Genomic DNA, 21,374 nt, shown 5'->3' with positions numbered 1-21,374 from the left:
CGGTAGCTAAAACTCAACCCAACGTTTGCGGCGGAATGAGGTCGAATAGCGCCGCAAACGTTGGGGTTAGTTTCCTAGACCGGGAAAGGGAAGGGAAGGGATGGGAAGGGGCGGGAAGGGAAGAGGAGGGAAGGGAAGGGGCGGAGTGCCGAAGCCGTGGTGCGCCGGGGTGTGCCGGTTCGGGTGCGAGGCCGGAGCCGGTGCGGGATGGTGGGTCGCCGAAGCCGTGGTCCGTTCGGCCTGCCGCTCTGGATGGCCCCTGCGGCCCCCCTCACCAACCTAGGAATCTAAACCCTACGTTTGGGGCGTAATGGCTTCGAGTTGCGCCGCAAACGTTGGAGTTAGTCTCCTAGACGGTCGCCTCGAGCTCCGTTCCCTCGGCCCCGTTATCGAGCTCGCCCCGGCGCTTGTTGCGTAGTACGCCGTGGCGGGGGCTCAGCGCCCACGACAGCACGAAGATCGCAGTCGCGACGAGCACGATCGTGCCGCCCGTGGGAAGATCGAGCGACCACGAGAAGTACACGCCGAGCAGGGCACTGCCCATGCCAATACCTGCAGCGCACGCCATCATCGGGACGATTCGATCCGTGAGCATGCGCGCCGAGGCCGCGGGAGTCACGAGAAGGGCGAGCACGAGGATGTTGCCGATCGTGTGGATGCTCATGACGACCGCGAGGGTGACGAGAACCGACAGCGCGATGTCGAGGAGCATCACGGGGAGGCCAAGCGCCGCCGCGTAGCCGCGATCCATGCCCACCACGACGAGGTCGCGGTGCAGGATCACGAGCAGGGCAAGCACAATCGCGGTGAACACAGCCGAGGTCACGAGCGCCGAATCCTCAATGCCCGTGATTGCACCAAACAGGAAGCTCGAAAGCGAGCCACCATAGCCGGGAGCGCGGCTCATCACGACGATGCCGAGCGCAAATGCCGCCACGAAGAACACGCCGATCACGGCGTCGCTTCGCAACCGGTGGTGGTTCCCGAACACCGCGATGAGAATTGCCGTGATGACACCCGCGACGATGCCTCCCACGAGGAACGAGCCCTGAAGCACGAACGCGACCGCGATGCCGGGAAACACCGCGTGCGCGACGGCGTCCCCAATGAACGTCATGCCGCGCAGCACCACGTGCGTGCCCACAACGGCGCACACGAGCGCCGCGAGCATCGACACGACGAGAGCTTTCGGCAGGAACGTCAGCTGCGGGTTCGTGAGGTCGGTGAGGAAGTCGAGAGGAGTCAGCATCAATGGTCTTTCGATTCGGCGTCGACCGCGGAGGCGACGTGCGTAAGAAGAGGTGAGTGCTCGGAAACGCGGAAGGTCTCCCGCCACGGCTCGGGGTCGCGCAGTTCGCTCGGCGGGGCATCCGCGATCACTCGGCGATTGAGCAGCACCACGCGATCGGCGACGTGCAGCGCATGCGTAAGGTCGTGCGTCGACATGACCACGGCGCAGCCCTCGCGCGCGAGCGAGACGAACAGGTCGCTCAGGAGTTCCTGCGAGGGCATGTCGAGCCCCGTGAACGGCTCGTCGAGCAAAAGAACGGCGGGCTCGAGCACCAGTGCGCGAGCGATCATGACGCGTTGCCGCTGACCGCCCGACATCTCACCGATCGGGCGATCCTTCATTGCGTCCATGCGGACCTTTGAAAGGGCGTGCGCGACGGCCTTGTAGTGCTCTTTGCCGGGGGAGCGCCAGCGGCTGAGCTTGCGAATAAGCCCGAGCATGACCACGTCGTGCGCGGTCGCGGGGAAATCCCACTCCATTTCGCTGCGCTGCGGAACGTACGCACGTTCCCCGCGCGCGTCGACGGTTCCCGAAGCGAGGGGGAGAACCCCGAGAAGGCTCTTCACGAGGGTGGTTTTACCGGCGCCATTCGGCCCGAGCAGCACCGTGACGCTTCCCGCCTCGATATCGAGGCTGATGTCGTCAAGGACCGTGCGCCCACCGAGATTCACACGTAGCTGCGAGCACGACAGCGGAAGCGCGGCATCGGTGTGGCCCGCCGCGGTCGCGCCAGCCGCCTCACGCGGGTGTGCGCTGAGGGCGGAGGTCACTTCCTGCCACCTTCGCCCGGCTGGTTCGCGGCCGAGGAGCCGGTGCCTGCGGCTTCGCTTTCGGCTTCGGCTCGCGCGCGCTCATTCTTCTTTTTGTTGAGCGCGTAGGCTCCGCCGCCCGCAGCAGCAACCACGGCAGCGCCGCCGCCCACGATCCACGGAAGAGAGTTCGAGCTCGTCTTTTCGCTCGCGCCGTCATCGGCAGCGCCCTTCGAGGGCTTAGCCTTCGCGTCATCCTTCGCGGCGCCGGGAGCCGAGGAAGCGTCGGACCCGCCATCGCTCGCACTTCCCGCGGCCGGTGCACCGTCGTTGGCCCACGCGGGCGTCGCCTGCATCGCTTCATCCGGTGCGGTCGCATCGCCGACCGCGAAACGCAGGGTGCCGCCAGCGGAGTACTTCGTGCCATCCTCGCCCTCGGCCATCGCCTCCACGGCGAGGAGATACACGCCGGGCTTCGTGAACACCCAGTTCGCGTGCGTGTGCGTGTTGATGTCCACGAACACGTCGGCGGGGGTCTGCTCGAGCGTGTCGCCATCGGCGAGCTGCTGCGGCGGCGCGAAGTTGCCCGGCTGGAGGAAGAGGCTGAAATGCCCCGGGCCTGAAACGTTGGTGAAGCGCAGCGTCACGCCGCGCGGGCACGCCTTCACAACCGCCGGGTCCTGCGTGTTCCAGCCGAGCCACACGACGCCCGAGACCTCGGTCTGCGGAACGACGTACACCTCGGAGCCCGGATCGGCCTTGATGAACGAATACGCTTCATCCTCCGGAACGGGAAGAATGCCCTGGTCATGCACCTGGAAAACGATGTCCTCGACCATGCGCCACGTGGGGGTTTCCCCCGTGTCGTCGCGCGCGGCGAAAATCCACTCACCGTCGATGAGGCGCGGGCCGAGATCGACGTGATGCGCATCGATCACGACCTTCTCGCCCTCGACAATCTTCTCGTCATCGCTCACCTTCTGCTTGAGAGCCGGATCGTCGGCACCGTCGGTCGCGCCGTCGGTCGGATCGAGCGGGAGGGGCCGTGCGGGGGCCGCGAGGGCAGCGGGGGCACAGGCCAGGGCGCCGAGTGCGCCGGCGCCGAGGGCCGCAAAGTGGCGCCGCGTGAGGGCGCGAGAAGAACGGGAAGTCATGAGCTCATCTTTCGTTGGTAGGAGGGTCTTATTCCGACGCTTGCCGGTCACCATCGCCCAGGGGTTTTCCACCGAGCCCCCTCGCGAGGGAGTCGGCGTTGGCTCTCATCATCGCGGCGTAGGTATTGACCTCGCGCGTGAAGGAGTCGCCCCAGATGGGCTGGACGGGAATCTTTTCCATGCGGGCGGCATCAACGAGGCTCGTCGATACCGGTCCCGCTGTGGCTTCAAGGAAGACCGCTTTCGGGGCGAGGTCGCGCAGAGTCGCGGCGAGGCGGCGGCGATCCGCGATGGAAGGCTCTTGCCCCGGTGAGGGGGAGACGACGGCGGCGATACGAAGCCCGTAGCGGTTCGCGAGGTAGCCGTAGGCGTCGTGGGTCGTCACGAGTTCGCGGCCGGCCTGCGGGATTGAATCGATCGAACGCTGGACGTAGGAGTCGACGTCGTCGAGTTCGCGCAAGTATGTGGCTGCCCGCGAGCGGTATCCGCCCGCGTGGTCCGGGTCGAGGCCGCACAGGTGGTCGCGAATGACTTCGACGTAGGCCTGGGCGTTCGTGACGTCTTGCCACAGGTGCGGGTCGATCTCGCCGTGCACGTGCTTGCCGAGCACAGCCTGCGGCAGCTGGTAGACGTCTGTTCCGCCGCGGGCGATGAATCGGAAGGCCGGATCGGCGGGGACCGGAAGCAGCGCTTTCGGAGGCACGTGGATCACCATGTCGTCGAGCGCGATGTCGCGCGTACCGCCGTCGGCTTCGGGGTCGTCGATGCGCATCACGAGCGCACCAGAGGGCACATCGACCGTGATGTCGGCGTGGCCCGCGGAAATCACCCGGCGCTTCGCGAGGGAGGAGTGGGCGCCTTTTTTCGCCGCTTCCTCGGGGGAGATGCCGACGCAGATCCAGACGTCGCCCTCGGCGGAGGACTCGGCGCCAAGCGCACCACCGCTCCACGTTCCCCTGAAGCGCGCGCGATAGACGCCTGCCTTAGTAAAGGCCCAGCTCATGTGCGTGTGGGCATCCATGGGAAGGTCGATGGCATCGGTGCGGGCCGAGAGGCCGTCGGACGAATCAAAGACGCGCTGGGGCTCCCCGAACGTTCCGGTCACGTACCCGTGCAGGGCGCCGGGTCCGTCGCTCTCGGTGAGGGCGAGACGCACTTGCGTGAGGCGCCCGGCACCACGTTCGCGGCCCGCGACGCGAAGGCCGAGCCACACCGTGTCAAGAGAGCGGTTCTCGACGAGCGGGATGATTGTGGCGCCGCGCGTCGAGGCTTCCTCGGCGAGTGCGAGGTGCGTCGAGCCAGCGGGAAGGTTCGCGTCGATCGTGCGGATCAGCGCCTGTTCCTCGAGCATGAGATAGTTCGACAGCGCGAGATCGGCGTATGCGATGTCGCGGACGTTGCGGGGGAGCGGTTCGAACGAGTGTGGGTCGCCGCCCTCGGGGATGAGGGACGTGACGAGTGCATCGGGACCCGCGACGTTCTTTGCGAGATCGGCGAGAATGCCGGTCGTTGCCACGACGCGCGGGCGAGGATCCTCGCTCGAGCGCGCGGTGCGGCCAGGCAGAATGATCGCGCCGAGAGAACAGGCGGCGGCGCCCAGGAGCACGGAGCGCCGCCGCAGTTGAGGGGTGGACGTCACTGGAAGCGGCGCCTCGCCACTGCAGTGCCAGCGCCCACGATGATGAGCGCTGCAGCGGTGCCGGCAAGGCCGGTCACCTCAGCGCCCGTGCGCGGAAGATCCGAAGCGGAACCCGCGGGAGCGTCGCCCGTCACGGACTTGGCGTAGTCGGCGGAGCCGCCCGCCTCCACGATCTGGTCGGCGCTGAGGTCACAGTCGGCGCCGTCCTCGGTCTTGCCCTTGAGGTCGACGATCTTGTAGCCCTTGCCGTCCTTGAAGATCTGGCCGATCTTCGCGCTCTTGCGGTCCTTTGCGGCGCTCACGCTCGAGCCCGAGCCGGCGGTCGAGGAGTACCACTTCTGGCCAACGATCTGGCCGAAGTTGCCCGAGGTGAACACGCCCACGTTGCCCGGGCCGCTCGCGGACACGAGGGTCTGCGTGATTTCGCCGGTCGTGTTCTGAATGATCGAGGGGTGCATCGAGTTCGCGCCGACCCACGGAACGCTCGGGGCCTGAGTCGAGCCGATCATCCACACGTCCGAGCCTGCGGGGGCGATGAACTCGATGCCCGCGGGGGCCTTTGCCTTTGCGGCGTTGCCGAGGCCGAACGAGATGGAGGAGGGGTCAACCCACTGCGCGGGTGACTTGCGGTCGTCCTTGATCGACGAGATGAGCTTGCCGTTCTCGAAACGTGAACCGAAGTCGAAGTGGCCGCTCGTTGCGCCGGAGCTGCTCCCCACGTTGAACGTGAGGGTCGAGGTGTCGGAGTAGCTCTTGCCGTCCTTGCCCTTGACGCTCTGACGGATCGTCAGCTTGTAGGTGCCGGGCTTCGAGAAGACCCAGTTGGGGTGCACGTGCGTGTTCGCGGGAATCGTGTACGAGCCGCCAACCTTGGCCTTGGAGATGCTCGTCGCGGCCTTGATTTCGTCCTGCGTGGCGTCGCGCACGACCTCGGTCGCCGTGCACACGGGCGCCTTCGGCTCTTCCTTGGCGGGGGCTTCCGGCATCGCCGGTGCTGCGGGAGCAGCGTGCTTTGCCGGTGTCTTGGCCTCCTTAGCCGGGGCCGCAGCCTTAGCCTTAGCCTTAGGCTTCGCCTTCGGCGCGGGTGCGGCGGGCTTTTCCGGCGCCTTGGCCTTCGGCGTGGAAGTGCGAGGCTTCGGCTTGTCCGCGGGTGCGGGATTTGCGGGCGCGGCAGGCTTGGTGGAGTCCTTCGGCGCAGGCGCTGCCGCGGTGGGTGCGGTGTCCGACGGCTTCTTCGGTGTCGTCGAGTCCTCCGGTTTAGGGGCAGGAGCCGGTGCTGGGGCAGGAGCCGGTGCCGGCTTTTCAGCCTTGGCGTCGGCCTTGCCCTTGAACTCATCGCCCACGGTGAAGGTGTAGGTCGCCTTGTTCGAGGAGACCTTCTTGCCGCCCTTGCGGCCCTCGGCGTGTAGGGTCAGCGTGTACACGCCGGGCTTCGTGAAGACCCAGTTGGCGTGAGTGTGCGCTGGCATTTCCTGGTTGCGCACGGCGCCAGCCTTGAGGTCCATGCTGCCGTTCTCGAGGAGAGGCGCGATCCCGCCGAATGAGTCCTGGCCGAACAGGTGAATCTGGCCCGGGCCTTCGACCTTGTCGAACTTGAGCTTGATCGACTTATCAAAACCCTTCCCCTGCGTGCTGAGCGTGTCCCAGCCCGGCCAAAGGAGCTTTTGGTCCTGGGACATAGGCAAAAAATACGCTTTGGGTGCGCCGGGAAAGGCCTTGGGGATGTCTTTGAGGGCCGCGGACTTCACGTGAAGCTCGACGTCTTCGGGCTTGTGAGTCACGTGTTGACCGGTGACGTCTTCCTTGAGGTTGAGCTTCAGTGCGTCGCCCTCAGCGGTGACGTTGAAGGCATCGACGTGGCCGGATTCGATCACGAGGCGCCCGGCGGCGTGCGCCGAGCCGAGAGGAATGAGGATAACGGCGAGCGAAGCGAACGCCGCGAGGAGCGCGCGCAACGCGGCGCGAGTGCGCGCCGGCGCCGTGGCTGTCTGGACCAAGGGAGCACCTTTCTATGTCGCCCGGCGAAAAAACGCGAGCAACGGTTGTTAATGAGAGTCGCTATCATTAACAACATAGGGAGCCTCCTCCCGTCAACCCAGGGACAGCACCTCGTTCGTTGTAGCGATACGCACCTGCGGCGCAAAAAGCCTCATGATTGAGAGCGCCCGCTCGTGATTTCCCTGGTCAGAGCCCGCACACGCATCGCTCACGAGGGTGATCCACGCACCCGAATCGGCCGCGGGAAGCACGGTCGAGATCACGCAGCAATCGGTCGACACTCCCGCCACGACGAGACGCGGGCTCCCGCCCGTAATCGCGGTGAGCTGGGCGCCCCACTTGCCGAACGTTGGCTCGGAAATCACGTGCGAAGCACCGAGCGCGGCAGCCTCGGGAGTGAGGTCGTACAGTGGGTCGCTCGCCGGCACATCTGCAAACGGCCACGCCTCGAAATACTCGCCCCACGAGGTCGAGCGGTCAGCCGTCGGAACCCAGCGCGTGAGAATCACGCGCCCCTCGAATGCCTCCGCGAGGCGCGCGATATTCGCCCACGCCGCCTCCCACATGGGGGAGGCCCAGTCCGACGGCTGCTCGGCAAAAATCACCTGCGGATCGATCACGAGGAGCCACGCCTTCGAAGCTTTGTCGCCCGCGCCCCCGCGAGAAGAGGCGGACGAGGTGGGCCCCCCGGGCGTCGGAAAAGCGCTCACTGGCCCATCTCCTGCCGGCGGATCGTGCCGCGGCGCAGCACGAGCGTCACGAGGAAGCCGAGCACGAGCGCGAGCAACACCCCGAGGTTCGCGAACGCCCAGTCTCCCTTGCGGCCGCCGATCGGGCCGAGCAGGTAGCCCTGCCAGTTGTTCCACGCGGCCGCCTCGGCGAAGTTGTTGACGACGAGGCCCCAGCCGATGATCGAGCACACGACGAGCGTGAGGATCGAGACCCAGTCAATGGAGCCGTAGCGCCCGTTCGCGTCGAAGAGCGCGTGCTCGTCGTAATCGGCGCGGCGCGTGAGGATGTCGGCGATGAGGATGCCCGCCCAGGCCGCGAGCGGCACGCCAAGGGTGATGAGGAAGCTCTGGAAGGGGCCGAGGAAGTCGTGCGCGAAAAACACGACGTAGATCGTGCCTGCCGTGAGGATAAGACCGTCGATCGCGGCGGCGGCCGGGCGCGGGATGTTAATGCCGAGGCTCAGGAGCGTGAGGCCCGAGGAGTAAATGCCGAGAACAGCGCCCGAAACGAGCGCGAGAACCGCCGTGAGCCAGAACGGGATGAGCACCCAAATCGGGAGGATCGAGGCGAGAGTACCGATCGGGTCATTCGCGATGCCGCTGCTTAGAGACGGATCCGAGGCCACGAGGAGCACGCCGAAGAACACGAGGAGAACGGGGGCGATCGCGCCGCCAAGGGTGTTCCACAAAATAATCGCGCCATCCGACGTCTCGCGCTTTTGGTATCGCGACCAGTCCGCGGCGATGTTGATCCAGCCGAGGCCGAAGCCCGTCATGACCATGACGAGCGCGCCGATGACCTGCTGAGGGCTCCCGTTCGGAACGGCGAGAACCGTATTGAGGTCGATATGCGAGAACGTGAGAATCACGTACAGGATCGTGATCGCGCCCGTGACCCATGTGAGAACCGACTGGAGCTTCATGATCGTGTGGTAGCCGAGCACGCTCGCGATCACGATGAGGGCCGCGACGGCGATCGTGGCCGCGATAAGCACGGGCGTGCCGCTCGGGAGACCAAGGCGCGCGAAAACCGTGGCCGTCGCGAGGACCGCCATGATCGACAGGAACGTCTCCCAGCCGATCGAAGTGAGCCACGAGACGATGCCGGGAACCTTCTGCCCGTGAACGCCGAACGCGGCGCGCGAGAGCACCATCGTGGGCGCGCTACCCCGTTTGCCCGCGATCGCAATCAGGCCACACAGGAAGAACGAGATCGGGATGCCGATGAGGGTCACGAGCGTGGCCTGCCAGAAGCTCACGCCGAAACCGAGGATGTAGCTGCCGTAGCCCATGCCGAACACCGAGATGTTTGCGGCGAACCACGGCCAGAAAAGGTCGCTCGGCTTCGCCGTGCGCTCGGATTCAGCAACGATCTCAATGCCTTGGCGTTCCATGAGCCCCGGGCTCGTGGAAGGCGTGGGGGAGGAGGATGCGTGAGTGCTCATGAACAGCTCCAGTCGCGCGAAGGAAAGAGGGGTTAGGTCACATCCTAGTCAGCGAGCGAGGATGTGCGCGGCCTCGCTCACGAGTCGAGCCGCGGACTTCGCGGTGCGTCCATCCACGTCAAAGCGCGGATTCAGCTCGACTATGTCCATGAGCGAGAGTTTCCCGGTGCGCGCAGCGGCCCGCACCGCCGCCACGATGATCGGCAAATCCACGCCAAGTGCCGCCGGGGCCGACACCCCGGGCGCCGTGTGGGCGGGCAGCACGTCGAGGTCGATCGTCAGGTAGAGAACGTCGATACGGGCGGCGAACTCCTCGACGAACCGCGCGACGCCCTCGGCACCCATCTCAAGGCACTCCAGATCCGTGCGGTACTCAACCCCAAGCGCATCGGCAGTCTCAAACAGAGCGCGCGTATTGCCTGGCTCCGCGATCCCGAGCACGGCGTAATTGAGGGAGCGCCCCTCGGCCGCCTCCGCCTCAGCCATCTGCAAGAACGGAGTCCCGCTCGTCGGCGTCGGGGCGCTGCGCAGATCGAAATGAGCGTCGAGATTGAGAACACCCCACGATGGGAGGCGGCAACCGTCGGATCCCTCGCCGCCAAGGTGCTCGCGAAGCCCGAGGTAACTCGCCCACGCGGTCTCGTGGCCGCCACCGAGCACGAGCGTGAGGCGATTGCCCTCGGTGCCGAGCGCGGTGGCCGTCAGGCTCCCCATCGCCGCCTGCGCCTCCTCGAGAGCCTCGCCGATCGTCGCAACGTCGCCCCAGTCGGCAAGAGCCACCTCACCCGAGGCGAGCGAGCCGTGAAGAGCCATGCTTGCAAGAGCCGAACGCAGTGCCGCCGGCGCCTCGGCGGCTCCTACGCGACCGTGGTTTCGGCGCACCCCCTCGTGCGAGGCGAAACCCGCGAGAGCCACGTGCGGGCCCTTGGGCGGTTGATTCTCGCTCACGAGCGACACGCGCTGATGCCAGCGCGCATGTGCGACCCCCTCGCCGTCGACTCGGCCTTGCCACGGACTTCTTTCGGTACTGCTCACGGTGTTCACACCCACCATTATGGGCGGATGGACTGTATCCAAATGGATTCGCTCCAGGCGCGCCCGATAGTGTGTGCCCTATGCCGTCGAAAGTACCCGCAGCCGCCTCAACGTTGAGGATCCTCACCTACCTCGCGCAGCGCTCGAGGCCCATCGCCGCCTCGCGCATCGCGAGCGAACTCGATATTCCGCGCTCGAGCACGTACGACATCCTCGCCGAACTCCTCGATCAGGGCTTCGTTCTCCACTACTCGGACCTGCACGCCTACGGCCTTGGCCCATCCGCCTATGAACTCAGCTTCGGCTACACCCGGCAGGCTCCGCTCGCGCGCCTCGGCAAGCGCGTGACCGAACGTCTCACGGATCGAGTCGGCGAGATCTCGCACGTCGCCGTGCTTCAGGGCCGCCACGTGCTCTACGTCGTCGAAGCACGCCTCAGCAAACCCGCCTCCTACCCCACCGACGTCGGCGTGCGCGTGCCTGCCCACCTCACCGCAAGTGGCCGCGCAATTCTCAGCGCCCTGCCAGCCAATCAGCTCGCCGCAGTGTTCACGGGAGAAACCGTGCTCGAGCCTCATCTCGGTGCCGACGTTGGCCCAGCATTCCCCGTTGCCCGCGCGCTCGCCGACGCACGCGACACACGCACGCGCGGCTACGCCGTCGAAAACGGCGAGGTTCTCGAGGGGCACCGCTCGGTGGCGCTCCCCGTTTTTGACGGCGCCCGATGGCCCGTTGCCGCGGTGGCCGTCACCTGGCAGGGAAGTGACTCCTCGCGCGACCTCGACATGGTTGAAGCCGTGCGTGTCGCCGCAGACCAACTGCAAAAGGCGATCTCCTAAAGGAGACCGCCTTTCGCCTTAGCCGCTCGCGAGAGTTCCTAGAAGAACGCTCCGGGTCGCGGAATATTACGCACGTTCGACTTCGCAAGATTCACCATCTTGCCCACGCCGCCCTCGAGCACGATCTTTCCGCCCGCGGTTGCAAAACCGCTCATCTGCTCGAGCGTGATCTTCGGAGGCATCGCAAGCGCGTCCGGATCCGTCACAATGTCGATGAGCATGGGGCCGGGGGCGGCGAGAGCCTTCTTGAGGTCCTTGCGCAGGGTCTTTGGGTTCTCGATACGGATCGAGGGGATGCCGGCACCTTCGGCGATCTTCGCGAAGTTCACCGAATCGTGGTCAGTCTCGAAATCGGGAAGGCCCGCCACGAGCATCTCGAGCTTCACCATGCCGAGGCTCGAGTTGTTGAACACGACAATCTTCGTGTTCAACTGGTGCAGGCGCACCGTGAGAAGTTCGCCCATGAGCATCCCGAGGCCGCCGTCGCCACTCATCGAAATGACCTGGCGGTTGGGTTGTGCAGCCGAGGCGCCGATCGCCTGGGGGAGGGCATTAGCCATCGTGCCGTGACGGAACGAGCCGAAGATGCGGCGCTTGCCGTTCGGCTCGATGTAGCGTGCGGCCCACACGTTGCACATGCCCGTATCGACCGTGAACACAGCATCGTCGTCCGCGAACTCATCGAGGAGGCTCGCAACGTACTCCGGGTGGATCGGCTTGAGGCGCGACGCACGCTTCGTGTACGAGTTGACGACGTGCGTGAGCTCCTTCTCCTGCTTGCGCAGCATCGAGTTGAGGAACGAGCGGTTTTTCTTCTGCTTGAGCTGGGGCAGCAGCGCGCGGATCGTGAGAGCCACATCGCCGTGCACGCCCAGATCGAGGGGCACGCGGCGGCCGAGACGCGAGCCGTCGGCATCGATCTGCACAACCTTCGGCTTGCCTTCGCGGGGAAGGAACTCCGAGTACGGGAAGTCCGTGCCGAGCAGGATCAAAAGATCGCACTCGTGAGTTGCCTCGTAGGCAGCGCCGTAGCCGAGCAGGCCGCTCATGCCCACGTCGAACGGGTTGTTGTACTGGATGAACTCCTTGCCGCCGAAAGCGTGCCCGATCGGCGCCTTGAGGGTGTCGGCGAGCTCGAGGACTTCCGCGCGTGCCCCCTCGATACCGGCCCCGGCAAAGAGGGTGATCTTCTTTGCCGAGTTCGCGAGGCGGGCGAGTTCCTCGACGACCGAGGCCTGCGGCTGGATCGCGCCGAAGGTCGTGGTGAGGGTGCGGGTCGCTTCAATCGTGACCTCCTGGCTGGCGATGTCGCCGGGAATCACAAGGACCGAAACATCCTTCTTCGCAAGCGCGGTTTGCGCGGCGTTATGAAGCATCTGCGCGCCGTGGTTGCCCGAATTGACCATTTCGCAGAAGGCCGAGCACTCGTTGAAAAGAAGCTCGGGGTGGGTCTCCTGGAAAAAGCCGGTCCCGATCTTTTCGCTCGGGATATGCGAAGCAATCGCGAGAACCGGGACGGAGTCGCGGTGGTTGTCGTAAAGGCCCTGAACGAGGTGCGTGTTGCCGGGGCCGCACGAGCCTGCGCATACGCCGAGCTTGCCCGTAACGCGGGCTTCGGCGCCTGCCGCGAAAGCCGCGGCTTCCTCGTTGCGCACGTGGATCCATTCGATGCCCTTGGTCGTGCGCACGGCATCCACGATGGGGTTGAGGGAGTCGCCCACAACGCCGTAAATGCGCTCGACGCCCATAGCAACGAGTTGATCAACGGTGTGCTGGGCGAGTGTCTTTTTCGCCATGGAGTTTCATCCCTTTCGCGGATGTTCGTCTGGCCCGCGGCGAAAACGCCGAAAAGACCAGCGTTGAGTCTGTGACGCTTTAAGCGTAGGCGGGACTTTGGTCCATTGCAGCTTGAGGTTTCAGAGGTCACGTTATTCGCGTGAGCCGGGCCACGTATTGATGAAGTTAGTACATTCTTGGGGCGGGGGCGTCGGCCTCGCGCAGGCCATGCGAGTGAACGGGCACGTAATGCAAAAAGGAGCGTGAGTGGTGCAAGGTGGCGTGCGGATTGTGTGACTCGCGTAATATTTCGCGAATCGCTCAAGGCGCTGACCAGGCAGTTTGTTGCGCTTCCGAGGGGAATTGCAGGAAATACAGCCAATCGTGAGCCCATTTCCTGGTTTTTTCAAGGCGGACGTAGTTGCCTTAATGCATCGCGCACGGATCCCGCAAAGTGGGGTCTCGTCGTGCGGGGATAAGGGTAAAGGGATTGACCCCCGGTTGTGCCTCGTGAAGGCAGACCGGGGGTTTCCCTATTGTGCCTCGCGTAATCGAGGTGTCGATAACTGCGCTATTTCCCCGTTTTCGCGCATGCCTACGAATTTTTCTCCACGCGGAAGAAGGGTCCGACGGTTACCCGCGCCCTACTGCCTCCCGAAGGCGCGCGTGCCACGCCTCCATGCGAGGTATCGATCGGCGTTCATCACGGGGATCGCCGCCCTCGAGAATCGTCTCGAGGTAGGCCCGATCGCGCTCGAGCCTGTCGAGCGCATCGGTGCCAAGGGGGCCGTGGCCAGGAATGACGAGTCGCGCCTCATGTGCGTAGGGCTCGAGCAGTGAGAGTGCATCGAGGTAGGCGCGGAAAGGGTCGAAGCTGCGCTTTTGGAGCACGCGTGCGCGATAGTCGCAGCCGTCGAGATCGGGCAAAGGGAGCTCGATGCTCGAGAGCATGTCGCCCGCGATCAGGATGCGCTGGTCGGGTAGCCATAGCGCTGTGTGGCCCGGGACGTGGGCGTCGTGAGTGAGCAATTCGGGCTCGAAGCCGTCCGGTGCCGCACCCTTTGGGAGCCATGTGCGGTGGGCATCGGCCGGAGCCTGTGGGGTGGGGTAGAGCCGGCCGAGCAGCGCGGCGATGTCGGGCCGAGAATCAAGGCCCGGATCGTCCGAAGCGGCGCGCTCGAGGAGGCGCTCGCGATCGGCTTCGACAAGGCGGACGGTTGCCTGAGAGGCGAGCCGCGGGACATCACCAAAAGCCGGATGCCACAGGACGTGATCGTGATGGGCGTGGGTGGCGAAGCCAGAAAGGGCGCTCAAGCCGCGCTCGTCGAGTTGGTCAGCGATGTCATCGAGCTCATCGACCTCCCCTCCCGGATCGACGAGCATCGCCTCGCTGATCGAGGCGAGCACAACGCTATTGAGTGCCTCGTGGCGCGAGGTGTGCACGAGGACTCCGGGCGCGACATCCACCAATTCAGCCATGGCCCCATTCTTTCAGCTGCTCGGTTTTCGAGGTAGAAGCAGCCCGTCAAGCGCGTCAAAACTAGCGACGCCGCGGCCCCTTTCTTCGGCCTTTTCGGTTGGACGGCGTGGTGTTTGCCCAGGTCCGAGGGGTAGGCGTATAATAAAATGTGATGCAGGCCGCATGGGTGCTGGCCGACCCAACGTCGAGGGCCGCACCGTTGCGGATCGACAAGGAGGTCCCATGAAACCCATCACGCGGCGTACCGCGCTCGCCGGAACAGGCGCCGCACTCGCGGGTGCCCTCGCGAGCTGCGCTCCACCAAACCCCGGCTCGGTTAACGCCGAAGCCACAATCCCACCGTCGAAGGATCGCGTAAAGCTCACCTACTGGGCGTGGGTCAAAGACCTTCAAAAAGTCGCTGACGTATTCAACAGGAGCCAAGACCGCATCCACGTGGAAGCCTCATGGATCCCCGGCGGCGGAAGTGGCGGCTACGCCAAGATTCTCTCCGCTGTAGCCGCAGGAGGCGGCCCCGACATTGCGCAGGTTGAACTCCGCTCCGTCCCCGAGTTCGCGCTCGCGGGCGCCCTCGTGGACCTCTCTCGCTACGGGATCGTCAAAGACAAATTTGATCCGGGCGCTTTCGCGCAAGCGCAAGTGGGCGAGTCCGTGTGGGCCGTTCCGCAAGACACGGGCCCCGTCGCAAACTTCTACAATCGCGAAGTGCTCGAAGAGGAGCTTGGCCTTACGCCGCCGTCCACATGGGACGAGTTCCGCGAGGTCGCGGGCGCCGTCAAGGATGCGGGTAAGACGATCTTTACCCTCGATCCGAGCGACGGTTCCTACTTCGTCATGTGGGCCATGCAGGCGGGTGCCACGTGGTTCAAGCCCGAGGGCGATGGATGGGTCATCAACATGACCGACGAGAAATCGCTCAAGGTCGCCGAGTTCTGGGATGGCATCCTCGCCGACAACCTCGTGGGCACCGGATACGGCGCGTTTTCGACGCCGTGGATGGCGGCCACGGGTGACGACAAGGTGCTGAGCACGATCTCCGGATCGTGGAGCGACGCTCTCATCGAAGCGGTGCCGGGCGCCAAAGGTAAGTGGGCCGTCGCGCCCATGCCAACGTGGGGTGATGGCTACGCCTCGGGAGCCCACGGCGGCTCGTCAGCGGCAATCCTCTCCACGAGTAAGCACCCGGCCGAGGCCCTCGAATTCTGCACGTGGATGTGCACGAGCCCCGAGGGAATCGACGCGATGATCGAGAACTGCGGTATCGGCTGGTCGCCGTCGGCGGACTACATCGGTGAGTCCCGCACACAACCATCAGAGTTCTTCTCGGGCCAAAACTACAACGAAGAGGTCATGGTGCCCATGGCCGAGGGGCAGAACCTCGAATGGACGTGGGCGCCGCTTATGCAGCGCTTCATGGACGTCGTGGGCACGGGAATGACGAAAGCGATCAACGGTGAGCAGCCCCTCGTGGACCTCCTTGCGGTCACGCAGAAAGACATCACCGAGATTATGCAAGGCATGGGCCTCAACGCGGAGGAGGCGCGATGAAATCGAAGTGGGCACCCTGGGTACTTATGGCACCGTTTTTGGTGCTGTTCATCGGCACGATGGTGGTGCCGATCATCATGGCGGTTGGCTACAGCTTCACGACCGTGGAGCGCCACGGCCTCCTCGGCGAGGGAGGTATCGAGACTTCGTTCGCGGGCTTCGATAACTACATCGCCGCGCTCGCGAACCAGAACTTTGTGGCCTCGATCGGGCGCATGATCCTCTTTGGCGTCGTGCAGGTGAGCGTCATGATCGTCGCCGCAACGATCCTCGCGCTCCTTCTCGAAAGTGCCGCGGCGAAATGGCCGGGATTCTTTAGAAGCGCCTACTTTTTGCCCTACGGCATTCCGGGCGTGATCGCCACTATCCTCTGGTCGTTCCTGTACATCCCGGGTCTGAGCCCCATCGTTGATGCGCTTCAGCTCGTGGGAATTGAGGCCGATTTCCTGAGCCCAGACATGGTGCTGTGGTCGATCGCGAACATCGTGACCTGGACGTATACGGGCTACAACATGCTCATCATCATCGCCCAGCTCAAGGCCATTCCCGGTGAGCTGTACGAGGCCGCCCGCATCGACGGGGCCGGCCCCTTGAAGATCGTGACCTCCATTCAGTTGCCACTCATTCGGCCGGCGCTTTTGCTGACGATCATCTTCTCGATCATCGGCACGCTCCAACTGTTCGCGGAGCCTCGCCTACTGATGACGATGAGCTCGGGCATCACGAACGAGTACACGCCGAACATGAGCGCCTATGCGTACGCGTTCCAATACAACGAGGTTGGGATGGCGGCCGCGCAGGCCGTAATCATCGCGGTCTCGGCCTTTGTTCTTTCGGCCATTGCTCTCGGGGTCTCCTCGTGGGCGGAGAGGAAGCGATGAGCGCCACGCAAACGACGCACGTCAGCGAACGTTCGAGGAAGAAGCAGGCTATGCGCCTTGAGCGGGATCAGCGTTCGGGTGCCCGCTCGGCCGGTCGCAAGCCAGCGACGACGATCATTGTGACGGCGCTTTTGGCGATCGTCGCGATGTACTTCCTCGTGCCGGTCTATTGGGTGATCGTGAACGCGACGAAGTCGACCGAGGACCTGTTTGGTACGAGCGGCTTCTGGTTTGGCAAAGAATTCCTGCTGTTCGACAACCTCAAGGCTGTCTTTACGGCCAATGGCGGGATCTTCTCGCGCTGGGCGCTCAACTCGCTTCTGTATTCGGGAGTGGGCTCGGTGCTCGCGACCTACTTCGCGGTCGCCGCGGGGTATGCGCTCGCGAAATACCGCTTCCCCGGCCGCAGGGCCGTGTACGCGTTCGTGCTCGGTGGTGTGCTCGTGCCGGGCACCGCGACCGCGCTCCCGCTGTTTTTCCTGTTCTCGAGCGTGGGGCTCACAAACACGTACTGGGCCGTGCTTATTCCGTCGCTCGTGAGCCCGTTCGGTCTGTTCCTCGCGTCAATCTACGCGAGTGCGGCCGTTCCGGATTCGATGCTTGAGGCGGGGCGTCTCGACGGCGTGAGCGAGATTGGGCTGTTCCACAGGCTTGCCCTTCCTCAGCTCACGCCGGCGGTGGTGACGATCCTGCTGTTCCAATTCGTGGCGATTTGGAACAACTACTTCCTGCCCCTCGTGATGCTTGCCGACGAGAAGCTCTACCCGATCACTCTGGGCCTCGATAACTGGCGCGCGCAAACGGATCGTTTGCCGGAGTTTTTCCAGCTCACGACCGGCGGCGCGCTGCTCTCGGTGATCCCGCTCGCGATCCTCATTCTCGTGCTGCAGCGCTTCTGGCGCGGTGGCCTCACGGAGGGCTCGGTCAAGGGGTAGGGAGAGTCCGGGCGTTTAGCTGTTTTCCTTTTCGAGGACCTCGTTCATCGCTTTCGCGAGCTCGCGGCAGCCGTCCTCCGCGGTGATTTCCCCGTTGAAGACCTTCGAGAGGTATTCACCCTCGAGTTCCTCCCATTCGGGGCACGTCTTGGAGACGGGGAAAGGCACGGCGTAGTTGTGTGCCTGGTCGACGAAGACCTCGAGGTTATAGCCGGGCTGGGCGTCGACGTACGGATCCTGGGTGCCTTCGAGAGCGGGGAGCGCGATCCCGGATTCCGCGCTGATTTTGGCTGCTTCTTCACCCGCAAGGAAGGTCACGAGGGCCTGGGAGGCAGCGAGGTTTTTGGTGTTTGCAGAGATCACGTGGCCGAGGCCGTGCACGGCGGTCTTGCGGTCGTCGCCGCCGGGAAGATACGCGACGGCGCAGTCGTTCTTCACGGAGGAGCCGATGAGTGCGCCAACGCGCCAGTTGCCTGACCACTGCATGGCCACCTGGCCGCCTTCAAACATGCCGTAGCACGAGTTTTCAGCAAGGAACTCCTGGTCGGGGCATGCGCCGATCTCGATGAGGTCGCGCCAGAACTTCACGCCCTCGATCGTCTTGGGGTCGTCGTAGCCGGACTTCTTTTTGTCGTCGGAGATTACCCATCCGCCGTTGATGGCGATCGAGTGGTAGTAGGAGGCTGTGCGCGAGAAAACCTCAGCGCAGCCCCACACGCCGTCGGGAAGCTTGTCGGTGAGCTCGAGTGCCTTTTCCTTGTAGGTGTCGAGCGTCCAGGTTTCGTCCGGGTAGGCAACGCCGGCCTGGTCGAAGAGCTTCTTGTTGTACCAGATACCTACGCAGTCGACGTCCTTGCACGTCGCGAAGAGTTCGCCGTCGACCGTGTACATGTCGACGAGTGCGCTCGGGTATTTGTTCGGGTCGATGAGCCCGTCGTCGACGAGGGCTTTGAGGGACGCAAGCTGGCCGTTTTCCGCGTAGGAGCGGAAGTTCGGGCCGTTCATCCAGAAGACGTCGGGAAGAGCCTTCGACGAAGCCTGCGCGCGAAGCTTGGTGAAGTAGTCCTTGAACGGCACCATGTTCAGCTGGACTTTGACGTTCGGGTATTTCTTGTTGAAGGCCTTCATGACGTCGGTGAGCATGGCCTCCTGGTTGATGTCCCAGTAGGCGTAGGTGATCGTGCCTTTGATCTTTGTCGGGTCGTCGCCAATTTCGTTCGTGGCGCCCTTGACGTCGGCTTTGTTCCCTCCGCCGCATCCTGCTGCTGCGGCGGCGAAGGCGGCCCCGCCAGCGGCGAGGAGGGAGCGGCGGGCGATCGGGGATGTGGCCATGATGGTCTCCTTTGTGGGTAAGGGGTTTCGGAGAGTGGCAGAAGTGAACGGTTTTCTAAAGCCGCTTTAAGAAGACCAATGGCGGGGAATTTACGGCAAGGCAGGAGGTGAAATGTTGCAGCTCGTTCACTGAGTATTCAGATCTGCGGCACTGCCCGGGGGTTCTTCGGTCCGACGGTGGCGTGCCCCACGTCCCTTCCTAGTTAGATTAGGCAATGCTAACCTTGCAAATATGTCAGTTGCCTATCCCGAGATGACGTCGCTCGCCAACGAGCTCACCTCGCGTGCGCTCGTGTGCACCCTCGACTGCCCCTTCGCTTCGACGATCGCCTTGAGCGATGTGCCGAAGGGGGTCACGGCGATCATCGCGGCGTATCGTGACTCGCATTCTGTTCTGTGCCGCCGCCTCTTTGACCTGGGCTTCCACCCGGGTCTCGAGGTTGAGCTCGTGCGCAAGGCGCCCATGCGTGACCCGCTCGTGTTCCGCGTTGCCGATTGCGAAATCGTCCTTCGAAAGCGCGACGCGGCACGCATCCTCGTGCACGTTGGGGATGAGCACCCCAACAACTCGGTCGAGAAGAAGGCAGCATGACCTGCCACGATGCGGCGCCGGAAGCGCCGCGCGATACCGGCGCGCGCCGTTTTGCGCTCGTGGGCAACCCGAACGCCGGTAAATCCACGGTGTTCAACGCCCTCACGGGCATGCGGGCGAAGGTCGCGAACTACCCGGGCGTCACGGTCAGCAGGTTCGTGGGTAGCGTCGAAGTGCAGGACGCCTCCGGCGCGAGAATCGACGCCCAGGTGGAGGACCTCCCGGGCACCTACTCGCTCGACCCCATCAGCCCCGATGAACAGGTTGTTCTCGAATCGCTCAGCGATGAAAGCCGCGCGGATGCGCTCATCGCGGTGCTTGACGCGACGAGTATGCGCCGCTCGCTCGGGCTCATTGCACAGCTTCAACGCACGGGTCTGCCGATCCTTGTGGCGCTCACCCATGCCGACGAATTCCTCTCGCGCGGCGGCAGTGTGGACGTCGCGGCACTGTCGAAGGCGCTTGGCCACCGCGTTCTCGTCGTGACGGCCGGAAACCACCGAGAGCTCGACGCGCTGAAAGCCGAGCTGGCGTCGGAGGAGGACTGGCCGAGCCCCGCCATTGCCGCTCCCACCAACCCGAAGGGCTCCGCTGCGTGGATCGATTCGGTGCTCGAAGCCGCGCACTATCGCGCGCCCGGCACCCACGCCCGCACCCGCAAGCTCGATGCGGTGCTGCTGCATCCCGTGTGGGGCAGCCTCGTGTTTTTTGCGGCGATGTTTGCGCTGTTCCAGCTTATTTTTACGGTCGCTGCTCCCATTCAAGGCTGGATCGAAGAGGGCTTCGCGTTCCTCGGAGATGTTGCGCGCGAAAATATCGGTATCGACTGGCTTGCCGGTCTCGTGGCCGATGGCGTGATCGGTGGCGTGGGCGGCGTTCTCACGTTCGTTCCCCAGATTTTCCTGCTGTTCTTCGCGCTCGCCATCCTCGAGGCGTCCGGCTACATGTCGCGGGCGGCGTTCCTCATGGATCGGGTCATGGCAGGTGCGGGCCTCGAGGGCCGGGCGTTCGTCGCGATGCTCTCGAGCCTCGCGTGTGCGATTCCGGGGATTATGGCGACGCGGTCGCTGCCGTCGGCCCGCGACCGGCTCGCGACGATGCTTACGATCCCTCTCATGACGTGCTCGGCACGTCTTCCCGTGTACACGATGTTGATTGCGATGCTGGTCCCGGCCGATGCCCGCCTCGGCGGAGTGATCGGCGCGCAGGGCGCGGCGCTCTTTGGGTTGTACGTGCTCGGGGCATGCTCTGCGATGGGCTCGGCGTGGGTGTTCTCGAAGATTTTTGGGCGCGGTCGGGCAAACCTCCCCTTCTACATGGAGATGCCTACCTACCGCATCCCAACGGTGCGCGAGCTCGTGACGAACACGTGGATTCCCGTGAAGGGCTTTCTCACGAAGGTGGGACGCATCATCCTCCTGCTCACACTCGTGTTGTGGGCGCTGCTCAACCTCCCGGCCGTGGGCGATGCGGAGCTCGCGGCCGCGGGCATCGACCAGTCCGATTCGGCGGCCGTGGCGACCTACCAGCTTGAGCATTCCTACGGTGCGGGCCTCGGCAAGGCCGTCCAGCCCGTGTTCGAGCCCCTTGGTTTCGATTGGCGCGTGAGCGTCGGTGTCGTGGCCTCGCTCGGCGCGCGCGAAGTGTTCGTTTCGACGCTCGGGCAGATCGCGAGTGCGTCCGATCCAGAAAACCCCGGCGATGCTCTCTCCTCTCTCACGTGGGGTCCCGGACCGCACGAAGGCCAGCTCCTCTTCACGCCAGGCACGATAGCCGCGCTCCTCGTGTTCTTCGTGTTCGCGCTGCAGTGCACTAGTACCATCGCGGCGTTGCGTCGCGAATCCGGTTCGTGGACATGGCCCGCCCTCGCCTTCTGCTACATGTTCGCGCTCGCGTGGGTGGGAGCGTTTATCGCGAAGCTCGCGGTGGGAGCGCTGTAGTGGGCGTGG

At 64.5% G+C, this 21,374-nt stretch carries 17 protein-coding genes; 6 read left to right on the top strand and 11 right to left on the bottom strand.

The window, feature by feature from the left end:
• Positions 1–349 precede the first annotated feature (349 nt).
• The 8 genes from FXY94_RS02645 to hutG all read right to left on the bottom strand — a co-directional run bounded on the left by FXY94_RS02645 (position 350) and on the right by hutG (position 10,060).
• Entirely contained in the window at positions 350–1,249 is a 900-nt protein-coding gene (locus tag FXY94_RS02645; RefSeq protein ID WP_016663470.1) for an anchored repeat-type ABC transporter permease subunit, read from the bottom strand.
• A complete protein-coding gene (locus tag FXY94_RS02640) occupies positions 1,249–2,061 on the bottom strand; it encodes an anchored repeat-type ABC transporter ATP-binding subunit (RefSeq protein ID WP_016663469.1) in 813 nt (270 codons plus the stop codon). The genes FXY94_RS02645 and FXY94_RS02640 overlap by 1 nt, the downstream gene beginning before the upstream one ends.
• On the bottom strand, positions 2,058–3,194 hold the full coding sequence (locus tag FXY94_RS02635; RefSeq protein ID WP_051120603.1) for a choice-of-anchor M domain-containing protein: 1,137 nt from the start codon (positions 3,192–3,194) through the stop codon (positions 2,058–2,060). The genes FXY94_RS02640 and FXY94_RS02635 overlap by 4 nt, the downstream gene beginning before the upstream one ends.
• A gap of 28 nt (positions 3,195–3,222) precedes the next feature.
• Complete coding sequence (locus tag FXY94_RS02630; RefSeq protein ID WP_197736225.1) at positions 3,223–4,833, bottom strand: anchored repeat ABC transporter, substrate-binding protein; 1,611 nt, start codon at positions 4,831–4,833, stop codon at positions 3,223–3,225.
• A complete protein-coding gene (locus tag FXY94_RS02625; RefSeq protein WP_016663466.1) occupies positions 4,830–6,830 on the bottom strand; it encodes a choice-of-anchor M domain-containing protein in 2,001 nt (666 codons plus the stop codon). Before FXY94_RS02625 ends, FXY94_RS02630 begins: the two co-directional genes overlap by 4 nt.
• Before the next feature lie 93 nt (positions 6,831–6,923).
• Positions 6,924–7,541: a cysteine hydrolase family protein gene (locus tag FXY94_RS02620; RefSeq protein ID WP_016663465.1), complete on the bottom strand. Its 618-nt coding sequence runs from the start codon at positions 7,539–7,541 to the stop codon at positions 6,924–6,926.
• A complete protein-coding gene (locus FXY94_RS02615) occupies positions 7,538–9,007 on the bottom strand; it encodes a purine-cytosine permease family protein (protein ID WP_016663464.1) in 1,470 nt (489 codons plus the stop codon). Before FXY94_RS02615 ends, FXY94_RS02620 begins: the two co-directional genes overlap by 4 nt.
• Positions 9,008–9,055: 48 nt before the next feature.
• Entirely contained in the window at positions 9,056–10,060 is a 1,005-nt protein-coding gene (gene hutG, locus FXY94_RS02610; RefSeq protein WP_016663463.1) for a formimidoylglutamase, read from the bottom strand.
• Positions 10,061–10,122: 62 nt separating this feature from the next.
• On the opposite strand from hutG, the gene FXY94_RS02605 reads away from it, so the two are divergent.
• Complete coding sequence (locus FXY94_RS02605) at positions 10,123–10,881, top strand: IclR family transcriptional regulator (protein ID WP_016663462.1); 759 nt, start codon at positions 10,123–10,125, stop codon at positions 10,879–10,881.
• 38 nt (positions 10,882–10,919) lie between these two features.
• Here the strand turns inward: FXY94_RS02605 and FXY94_RS02600 are convergent, their stop codons facing one another.
• Positions 10,920–12,677, bottom strand: a complete 1,758-nt coding sequence (locus FXY94_RS02600) for a pyruvate dehydrogenase (protein WP_016663461.1) — start codon at positions 12,675–12,677, stop codon at positions 10,920–10,922.
• A gap of 613 nt (positions 12,678–13,290) precedes the next feature.
• Positions 13,291–14,136, bottom strand: coding sequence for an MBL fold metallo-hydrolase (locus tag FXY94_RS02595; protein ID WP_016663460.1), 846 nt, complete (start codon positions 14,134–14,136; stop codon positions 13,291–13,293).
• Positions 14,137–14,359: 223 nt separating this feature from the next.
• Between FXY94_RS02595 and FXY94_RS02590 the strand changes: the two genes are divergently transcribed.
• The 3 genes from FXY94_RS02590 to FXY94_RS02580 are packed head-to-tail and all read left to right on the top strand — an operon-like array spanning position 14,360 to position 17,501.
• Positions 14,360–15,685 carry an ABC transporter substrate-binding protein gene (locus FXY94_RS02590; protein ID WP_016663459.1) on the top strand — a complete coding sequence of 442 codons (1,326 nt, stop codon included), beginning with the start codon at positions 14,360–14,362 and terminating at the stop codon, positions 15,683–15,685.
• The gene (locus FXY94_RS02585) at positions 15,682–16,566 is read left to right on the top strand and encodes a carbohydrate ABC transporter permease (RefSeq protein WP_016663458.1); all 885 of its coding nucleotides are present in this window, start codon (positions 15,682–15,684) and stop codon (positions 16,564–16,566) included. The genes FXY94_RS02590 and FXY94_RS02585 overlap by 4 nt, the downstream gene beginning before the upstream one ends.
• A complete protein-coding gene (locus FXY94_RS02580) occupies positions 16,563–17,501 on the top strand; it encodes a carbohydrate ABC transporter permease (protein WP_016663457.1) in 939 nt (312 codons plus the stop codon). The genes FXY94_RS02585 and FXY94_RS02580 overlap by 4 nt, the downstream gene beginning before the upstream one ends.
• Before the next feature lie 15 nt (positions 17,502–17,516).
• Here FXY94_RS02580 and FXY94_RS02575 read toward each other — a convergent pair whose 3' ends face one another.
• Positions 17,517–18,833 (bottom strand): ABC transporter substrate-binding protein, encoded by a 1,317-nt coding sequence (locus FXY94_RS02575; RefSeq protein ID WP_016663456.1) that lies wholly within the window; start codon positions 18,831–18,833, stop codon positions 17,517–17,519.
• Positions 18,834–19,065: 232 nt separating this feature from the next.
• Here FXY94_RS02575 and FXY94_RS02570 point away from each other — a divergent pair, with 232 nt between their 5' ends.
• Together FXY94_RS02570 and feoB are read left to right on the top strand one after the other, a co-directional pair.
• A complete protein-coding gene (locus FXY94_RS02570; RefSeq protein WP_016663455.1) occupies positions 19,066–19,425 on the top strand; it encodes a FeoA family protein in 360 nt (119 codons plus the stop codon).
• Positions 19,422–21,365 (top strand): ferrous iron transporter B, encoded by a 1,944-nt coding sequence (feoB, locus tag FXY94_RS02565; RefSeq protein ID WP_016663454.1) that lies wholly within the window; start codon positions 19,422–19,424, stop codon positions 21,363–21,365. The genes FXY94_RS02570 and feoB overlap by 4 nt, the downstream gene beginning before the upstream one ends.
• The last annotated feature ends 9 nt before the right edge of the window (positions 21,366–21,374 follow it).

The organism is Dermabacter jinjuensis, from assembly GCF_902381725.1.
GTDB classification, from domain to species: Bacteria; Actinomycetota; Actinomycetes; order Actinomycetales; family Dermabacteraceae; genus Dermabacter; species Dermabacter hominis.
Note: the sequence above shows the minus strand (reverse complement) of the source record. Positions and strands in the feature narration are given on the sequence as shown.